This is a genomic window from Pedobacter glucosidilyticus, from assembly GCF_002483235.1.
Lineage (GTDB): Bacteria > Bacteroidota > Bacteroidia > Sphingobacteriales > Sphingobacteriaceae > Pseudopedobacter > Pseudopedobacter glucosidilyticum_B.
The window spans coordinates 36,327-45,538 of sequence record NZ_DLHN01000041.1 but is presented as its reverse complement, the minus strand read 5'-3'; the positions used below and the strand labels follow the sequence as shown (position 1 = coordinate 45,538).

General features: G+C 34.4%; 4 protein-coding genes and 1 pseudogene. 4 read left to right on the top strand and 1 reads right to left on the bottom strand.

What is annotated here, in order from left to right:
• Positions 1 to 429 (bottom strand): annotated as a pseudogene (locus B2745_RS16900) (endonuclease); the annotation flags it as partial.
• Between the two features lie 95 nt (positions 430 to 524).
• Here B2745_RS16900 and B2745_RS16895 point away from each other — a divergent pair.
• The 4 genes from B2745_RS16895 (at position 525) to B2745_RS16880 (ending at position 9,147) form a co-directional block, all read left to right on the top strand.
• On the top strand, positions 525 to 3,404 hold the full coding sequence (locus B2745_RS16895; RefSeq protein ID WP_304069055.1) for a triple tyrosine motif-containing protein: 2,880 nt from the start codon (positions 525 to 527) through the stop codon (positions 3,402 to 3,404).
• Between the two features lie 265 nt (positions 3,405 to 3,669).
• Positions 3,670 to 6,678, top strand: coding sequence for a SusC/RagA family TonB-linked outer membrane protein (locus B2745_RS16890; protein ID WP_304069054.1), 3,009 nt, complete (start codon positions 3,670 to 3,672; stop codon positions 6,676 to 6,678).
• Between the two features lie 18 nt (positions 6,679 to 6,696).
• Entirely contained in the window at positions 6,697 to 8,238 is a 1,542-nt protein-coding gene (locus tag B2745_RS16885) for a RagB/SusD family nutrient uptake outer membrane protein (RefSeq protein ID WP_304069053.1), read from the top strand.
• Positions 8,239 to 8,250: 12 nt separating this feature from the next.
• The gene (locus tag B2745_RS16880; protein WP_304069052.1) at positions 8,251 to 9,147 is read left to right on the top strand and encodes a LamG-like jellyroll fold domain-containing protein; all 897 of its coding nucleotides are present in this window, start codon (positions 8,251 to 8,253) and stop codon (positions 9,145 to 9,147) included.
• Positions 9,148 to 9,212 lie beyond the last annotated feature (65 nt).

The following is a 9,212-nucleotide window of genomic DNA, read 5'->3' as shown; positions in this document are numbered from 1 at the left end:
TAAATAAACCCAAGAGCAAATACGTTTACAACATTTAGCATCCCAGCCTAAAGAAGGTGTTTCTGGTGTTTCTGATAACCAAAAATCGCCTTGAGCTAAAAGTTCAAATTTATCTTTTTTGTAGAGGATAGCCGAGTGCTCGCCAGCTTGTTTACCATCATCTCTGCCTTTACCGTAAACAGCATATTGTGGTAAAGCTTTTAAAATATCTTGTAATTGATGATGAAAGCCTTCTTGCGTACCTAAAATATCAAAATCATGAAACTCAATTAACTGACTAACAACTGCGGCTCTATTTTTCCATTGGTTCTCTTTATCAGCCTCGGTATCCAACCTGATATTAAAAGTTCCGGTGGTATAAGTTTGGGCAACGCTTAGTTTGCCTATGAAGGCAAGGAAAGCAAAAAATATCAGTAATTTAGATTTCATAATCAATAATATTAAAACAAAGGCAGTTTTTAATTTATTTAAGAAACGACCATTGTGTTAAAGTATTTTATCTTCTAAATATAAACAGAATAGCCATGCTAAAGTCTTTTGTAGCATTTATTTTATATTATCTTTTTATTATTTCCATTGTTTTTGCTGAGATACAAAAAATTGGAGTGCCTTATATAGAGAATTATGCGAAAGCTGTTTATCAAGCAGGTAATCAAAATTGGGGCATTACTAAAGACGAGCGAAACATCATGTACTACGGTAACTCAGAGGGATTGTTATCTTTTGATGGACGGTCTTGGCAATTACACCGTTTACCCAATAAACTTATCGTACGTTCTGTAGCGGCTGATAAAAAAGGTAAAATATTTACTGGTGCTTTTGGCGAGCTAGGTTATTGGACATATAATGATAAAGCTATTTTAAAATACCAATCGCTAACCCATTTAATACCCAAAAATTTTAAGCTTAATGATGAGATTTGGAAAATCTATATAGATGGTAACCGCATTTTATTTCAATCATTTGCAGCTATTTTAATTTATGAAGCAGGTAAGATAGAGGTTGTACGTTCTGCAAATCCATACTTGTTTTTGCTGCAATCTGGAAAACGTTTTTTTGTTGAGGAGCTAAAAAAAGGCTTACATGAGTTAAATGGAAAGCAATTAAATTATGTTACTGGTAGTGAAATTTTAAATGGTAGTGCCATATTATCTGTATTGCCTTTTGGTAATGGTTTGTCTTTGATAGGGACGTCTAAAAGTGGTTTGTTCTTATACGATGGTAATAAAATAATACCTTGGAAAGTTCAGGCAAGCGATTTTTTAAAAGTAGCGCAACTCAATAATGGCGTAAAAATATCAGAACAGTATTATGCCTTCGGAACCATTTTAGATGGGGTAGTAGTGATAGATAAAGCGGGTAATATTGTTCAGCATATAAATAAGTCAAGCGGACTACAAAATAATACCGTTTTAAGTTTGTTTTTAGATGATGCACAAAACCTTTGGGCAGGTTTAGATAATGGTATTGACAGAATAGAATTAAACTCGCCTTTATCTTTTTATTTTGATAAAGCAGGTGTTTTCGGAACGGTTTATTCCAGTATCATTTACGGCGGAAAGATTTATTTAGGAACCAATCAAGGTTTGTTTTACAGCAATTGGGATGCAAGCGGAAAAATGCAGAAGTTTAATTTTCAGCTTATCCCTAATTCGCAGGGACAGGTTTGGGAGCTTGCCGTTATCAACGGTGAGTTGTATTGCGGTCATAACTCTGGAACTTTTATAGTAAGCGGAGCTAATATCACAAGAATATCAGCAGTAAACGGAGGTTGGACTTTAAAGAAAATGCCTTTACTTGCTGATAAACTTATTCAGGGTACTTATACAGGTTTGGTGATTTATAACCAAACACCAGCTAATACTTACCAATTTTCTCATAAAATTGATGGTTTTGGCGAGCCTTCTAGGTATGTAGAACAAGATATTAAAGGTAATATCTGGGTAAGCCAAGCTTATAAAGGTGTATTTAAGATTAATTTAAGTGGAGATTTAAAGCGAGTTACCAAACTTAAAAACTACAGCGAGAAAGATGGTTTGCCATCTAGTTATGGCATCAATATCTTTAATTTAGATGGTCGCATCATTTTTTCCTCAGAAAAAGGATTTTATGTTTACGATGAGATCACAGATAAATTTAAGCGCTACCAAGAGCTTAACCAAAATTTAGGATCTTACGCAAAATCAAACAAAGTTATTAAAGCAAGTGATAACTTATATTGGTTTATAGACCACGGACGAGTTGCTTTAGTAAACTTTAAAGATGCAGGAGAAGTTAAAATCGACTCTAATAAGTTTAGTGTTTTAGATGGGAGGATGGTTCAGGATTATGAAAACATCTCCAAAATCAACAGTAATTTATACCTCATTAGTGTTGATGATGGCTTTGTGCTTTACAATCAAGAAAGTAAAGAGCAACAGCCTAAAATCCCATCTGTAGTTATAGGAAAGATAACCAATATTACCGGCTCTAATTTTTTAATTACAGGTAGTGGCTCACTCAGTAAAAATATTGAGATATCGGCTGCTGAAAGTAGCATCAGAATAAACTATGCCTTACCTTATTACAGGCAGGCAAATATTCAATATCAATATTATTTAGAAGGTTTTTCTGATGATTGGTCTGAGTGGTCTAGTCAATCGCAAAAAGACTTTACTAATTTAAGTTTCGGTACTTATAGATTTAAAGTTAGGGCAAAAATTAATGAAACCATTATTACACCAGAAACAGTTTTTGAGTTTGAAGTTTTACCTCCATTTTATGTTACTAAAACAGCTCTTTTTGTTTATTTAATTTTACTGATTATGGCTGTTTATCTGGTAAGAAAATGGTATTTCAGAAAACTTATCAAACATCAAGAGCATATCAAACAACAGCTTCAACAAGAAAAAGAAGAGCACCTTAAACGTGAAGCCTTGGCAAACGAGCAAAGGATGATTAAGCTTAAAAATGAAAAATTACAGGCCGAGCTTGAAAGTAAGAGTAGAGAAGTTACCAATTCTGCCATGAATATTGTTTACAAGAATGAGTTACTTCAGAAAATAAAACATGAACTCTCTAACCTAAAAGATGATACAGGTAAAAGACTGTCTGAAGAACAACTTAGAAAAATACAAAAGGTTATAGATGATGGTATGAGTGATGAACGCGACTGGAATTTGTTTGAAACTAGTTTTAATGAAACTCATGAGAATTTCTTTAAGAAATTAAAGCACAATCATCCCGATTTGGTTCCAAATGATTTGAAGCTTTGTGCCTATTTAAGACTAAATATGAGTAGTAAAGAAATGGCCTCTTTATTAAACATTAGTGTACGAGGTGTAGAGATTAGGAGATACCGTTTGCGTAAAAAACTAAACATACCGCATGATAAAAATTTAGTAGAATTTTTGATAGAACTTTAGTACTACATCATTACCTCTCATGGTATTTATTTAATCATATTTCTTGTGCTTGTAAAAGTACTGCTATGATGTAGTGTTAAAATTGCTCTTGTAATCTTTAAACCGTGTTTTTAGCTTTAAAAAAGCCAATTTTTACCTTACATAAAAAACTCTTTCTTTAGTTTGATGTAGTAATGTAGAGGTGATTTTCTTTGCCAATCAAAGAAATAGACTGAAGTTTGTGATACCAAAAAACCAATTAAATAATTTCACAACTAACTAAATTATGAAAAGAAAGATTTTACTATTTCTATGTCTTTTCTCGTTCAGTTTATCATCCTTTGGACAGAACCTTAGTGTAACAGGTAAAGTTTCTGATGCCAATGGAGAACCACTGATAGGGGTAGCAGTATTGTTAAAAGGTTCTAACATTGCTACACAGACAAACGCTCAAGGGAATTACACCATAAATGTCCCTTCAAATGGAACCTTAGTATTTACTTATCTGGGTTATGCTACTCAGGAAATTGCAATTAACAATCGTACAGTTGTCAATGCTACATTAACAGAGTCTTCGCAAAGTCTTGAACAAGTAGTTGTCATTGGTTACGGTACGCAAAGAAAAAGAGACTTAACAGGATCTATTACTTCTATTAAAGGAGAGGATATAGAGAAGTCTCCAAACGTAAATCCTATATCTTCCCTACAAGGTAAAGTAGCTGGTTTAACCATTGTAAATAACGGTACTCCAGGCTCTCAACCAACGGTAAGAATTAGAGGTGTTAATAGTACTAACTCTAGTTCTGCTGATCCCATTTATGTGGTTGATGGAGTTATCCAAACCAATATAGACTACGTAAACCAGGGTGACATTGAAAGTATTGAAGTATTAAAAGACCCTTCTTCAACTGCTATTTTTGGGGTGCAAGGTGGTAATGGGGTTATCGTTATAACAACAAAAAGAGCAGCTAAAGGCCAAACCAGAATTTCTTTACAAAGCTCTGCTGGTATCCAAATCGTACCCAATAGAATTGATGTAGTAGATGCAACAGGTTTTAAAAGATTATATGCTGCACAATTAAGAAATTTAAATGCGGCAGCATTTGACACAACTAATTATACAGCTAATACAGATTGGCAGGATTTAGTTTTTAAAACTGCGGCTATGCAAAACCACAATTTAAGTATATCAAATAGTGGAGAAAAAACAACTACCTTATTAAGCATTGGATATAATAATCAAGAAGGTGTTTTAAGAAATACCAATTTTCAACGTTTTAATGTACGTTTTAATGAAGAGATTAGAATTAATGATAATATAAAAGTTGGAGGTGATATTGTAGGATCACATTATATAAGAAATCCTTCGGATATAGGATTAAATAATGCATTATGGGCCGCACCAATTGTACCTGTACAAGCAGATGAAAATACTTTCTACAGTATGCCATCTTTCCAAAGAGCACAAGTTGGAAACCCAATTGCTACTTTGTATAGAAATGATGGTAATGAGGTTAATAAAGGTTACCGTGTAGTAGGAAATATATTTGGGGAAATAAAATTCTTAAAAAACTTCACATGGCGTTCTAGCTTCTATACAGACTTATCTTTCAACGGGATAAGGCGTTATTCGCCATTAGCAAATAGAATTATAAATTTAGGCGAAGGCACAGGTGTTACAGAAACAGTAGTTGATAGAAATGTTCGTACATCAGTTACTCAAGGGCAAAATGAGTTTAGAAAATATCAACAAGATCATACCTTAACTTTTGATAAAACTATAGAAAAACATAAAGTTACAGCTTTAGCTGGTTTTAGTACACTTTATACTGGAAGTGCGCTATTAAGAGTTACTAGAAGAGATACCTCGCTAAACATTCCAAATAATCCAGATTATTGGTATTTAGACATTGTAAATAACTCTAATCCAAGTCCAAATATCGAAGCTGGTAATGGCGCAGAGTCTGCACAGCTCTCTTATTTTGGTAGGGTAAATTATGCTTATGATAATAAGTATTTGGTTAATTTATCCATAAGAAGAGATGGTATTTCTAAATTCGCTCCGGCTAACAGATGGGGTACTTTTGGTAGCGTAGGTTTAGGATGGGTAGCAAGTGAAGAAGACTTCTTTAACATCGATAAAATTGACTTTTTAAAGTTTAAAACTTCTTGGGGTACTTTAGGTAATGCTATAGGGTTTGGAGAAAATCTTTTCTTGCCAGGTTTATCTGTTTCTGATGTAGGCGTTTTCGGTGATAATGTTTATCCTTCAGTAAAGCCAGCTTATTTTCCAGATCCTAATCTTAAGTGGGAAGTTATACGTGGATTTGATGCTGGTTTAGAATTGAAAGCTTTCGATTATAGATTAAGTGCTGATATTGCTTTCTATGATAGAACAACCAATAATATTATTACCGACATTGAATTAGTAAACTTAGATGGAGATTATAAAACTAACTTAGGAACTATAAAAAATACAGGTATAGAGGTAGCTTTAAGTTGGGCTGATAAACTAGGAGAACTATCTTATTCTTTCTCACCTAATTTTAGTTACAATAAAAATAATGTTGAATCTATAGGAAATAATTTTAACTTCCAGATTTTACGTAATAATGGAGCGAATAGAACTGTTTCTGGAGAACCTATAGGACATTTCTTTGGATATCGTCAAACAGGTATTATCCAATCAACTGCAGATTTAGACAGAACTCCGGCTTTCGGTGATTCGCTTCCAGGAGATATTTCTTATGCCGATACCAATGGAGATGGTGTGATTACGCCAGCCGATCGTGTAAACTTAGGTAATCCTTTCCCTAATTTCAATTATGGTTTAAACCTTTCTTTGGGATATAAAAACTTTGATTTCTTAGTTGAGGGCCAAGGAGTTGCTGGTAACTATGTTTATACACAAAGAAGAACAGCCAATTTTGCAGTTTTTAATTATGAAAGTAACAGGTTAAACGCTTGGACTGGTCCGGGAACTTCTAATGTAGAACCCATTCTCGATAATACCAGAGGTAATAACTACTTGTTTAGTAGCTATTTCTTAGAACCAGGAGATTATTTCCGTTTACGTACCGTACAATTAGGCTATACTTTAAATAGTGACGCTATTAAAAAAATAGGTGTTAAATCATTAAGAATGTATGTAAGTGGTCAAAACATCAAAACCTGGAGTAAAACAACAGGTTATACACCAGAAGCGCCAATAAATGATGTTTTAGGAGGAGGTGCTGATAATGGAGTATTCCCTTTACCTGCTATCTATACCTTTGGTCTTAATGTAACTTTTTAACCTAAAAGTATTATTGATATGAAAATACTATTTAACATAAAATACAGCTATGCAAGTTTCGCTTTAATAGTTTTAGCGTTTGCATTAAGTTCATGTAGTAACGATTTCTTAGATCGCAGAGCCCAAGGAGCCTATAATCAAGATGATTATCCATATCCAGAAGGTTCAGGACCTTATGACCAATTCATAAACGGAGCCTATGCTACCTTAAGAAGTTATAATGTTACAGTTTTTCCTTTTCTAGCTGCTACTAGCATGAGAAGTGACGACGCTGATAAAGGAAGCACACCATCAGATAGTCCTGATGCTTTGCAATTTGACAATTTTACTTTAACACCAACCAATGGTTTGGTAAATGCCCTTTGGGTTGGTCATTTTAACTTAGTTAATGATTGTAATTTTGTCTTAGATAGAATTGCTAATGATCCTAACCCTAATACACCACAAGCATTAAAAGTTGATGCAGAAGCACAAGCTAGATTTTTACGTGGTTATGCATACTTCATGTTGGTAAGATGCTATGGCAGAGTACCTATTTTAGATACGTTGATTTCAACTGAAGTATCAGAGTCAAATATTCCACAAAGTACACCAGCACAGGTTTATGCATTTATAGAGCAAGATTTACAATTTGCAGCTAATAACTTATTACCCGCATCTGGTTATGATAGAAAGTTTATTGGTAGGATTAATTCTGGTGCTGCCCATGCTCTATTAGCAAAAGTTTACTTAACCCAAGGTAAATGGGCACAAGCCATGAGCGAGGCTAATATTGTGATGACTTCTGGACAGTATGATTTATCAGTTCCTTATGCAACCATTTTTAATGAAGAAGGAGAGAACTCCAAAGAGTCTATTTTTGAAGTGCAAGCAACCGCAACACCAACAGTACCAACAGATTTTGGTTCTCAATATACCCAAGTTCAAAGTGTTAGAGGCTCTGGAGACTGGAATTATGGTTGGGGTTTTAATGTTCCAAGTGCAGATTTAGCTAATGCTTATGAACCTGGCGATCCAAGAAGAAGACGTACAATTTTCTACAGTGTTCCAGATTCTGTAACCATTTTTGGCGAGCGTCCACAAGCAGGCTTACCTAACCCTCGTTATAACAATAAAGTATATACCAACCCTGCTAAAAGAGCAACTATTGGAAGCCGTTCTGGCTGGTGGATGAATGTACGCTTACTACGTTATGCTGATGTAGTGTTAATGTACGCTGAGGCAGCTAACGAATTAGGAGGTACAGAAAATACAACCAGAGCTTTACAGGCTTTAAACAGCGTAAGAGCAAGAGCAAGAGGTGCGAATGCTAATATTTTGCCTAACGTTACTACTACAGATCAAGAATTACTACGTCAAGCAATCAGAGAAGAAAGAAGAATAGAGCTAGCTATGGAGCATGAGCGTTTCTTTGATTTAGTAAGATGGGGTACGGCTGCTACTGTTATGCAAGGGGTTGGTAAAAACTTTATTCCAGGCAGACACGAGCTATTGCCAATACCGCAAGCTCAAATTGATTTAAGTAAAGGAAGGTTAACTCAAAATCCAGGTTATAATTAATCTTATTAGGATATGAAAATTTTTAAAACATATATATCAGGAAAATTAATGCTAAGTGCACTAATAGGTCTTGGTTTACTATCTTCTTGCGAAAAAGATGGTAACCCTAATAATTTGCCAGATGTAAATCCGGCAGATTACGAAGGTAAAATTGATGGTTACTCAAGTTCAGATGAGATTTTTCCACGTAACTTGGTAGCTTATTGGTCTTTTGATGATACCAAAAATGAAGTGAAAAGCAACACATCACCAACGCAAACATTAAATGATTCTTTTGTTGATGGTGGCGTTAGAGGTAAAGCTATCAGTTTAAACAGCGGTTATTTGTATTATGCAACTCAAATAAATGCTTTTAAATCAGATTCATTAAAAAGTTTTACGCTTAGCCAGTGGGTTAAAATCACCAATAACGGCTCTAAAAGAACCATGATTTTCCAAATTGCTAGACCAGGTATTTTTAACGGGAGCTTGGATTTTAGGTTAAATACCCAAAGTTTTCCAGCAACTAATACTACTACTTTAAGAATGAACCCAAGGTTTACAACTGTAGGTGGCGGTTCTCAAGATAATTTAAATAATACTTTATCTCCAACTATTGGTGCTGATAAATGGACACATCTGGTACTTAAATACGAACCTACTACTGGTGTATTTAATATGTGGGCAGATGGCGTAAATGTAGGTTCTTTTAATAATAGAGGAACTACTCCTACTAATTTATTCAAATCTTACGAGCCAGGTGAAATTATTATTGGAGGCAACTATAATACTATCCCCGGTAAAACAGTTAGCACTGATGCTACTTTTGCTAACATGGTAGGACAAATAGACGAGATAAGGGTGTACAACAGAGCCTTACCAGATGCACACATCAGAGCTTTGTATAATCTAGGTAAAGCAAATAAATAAAAGTTTAAGTTGGTTTGTTTTTTTGTCATAAAGAGCGGAGTTGGTTATGCTTATATAAATATGCA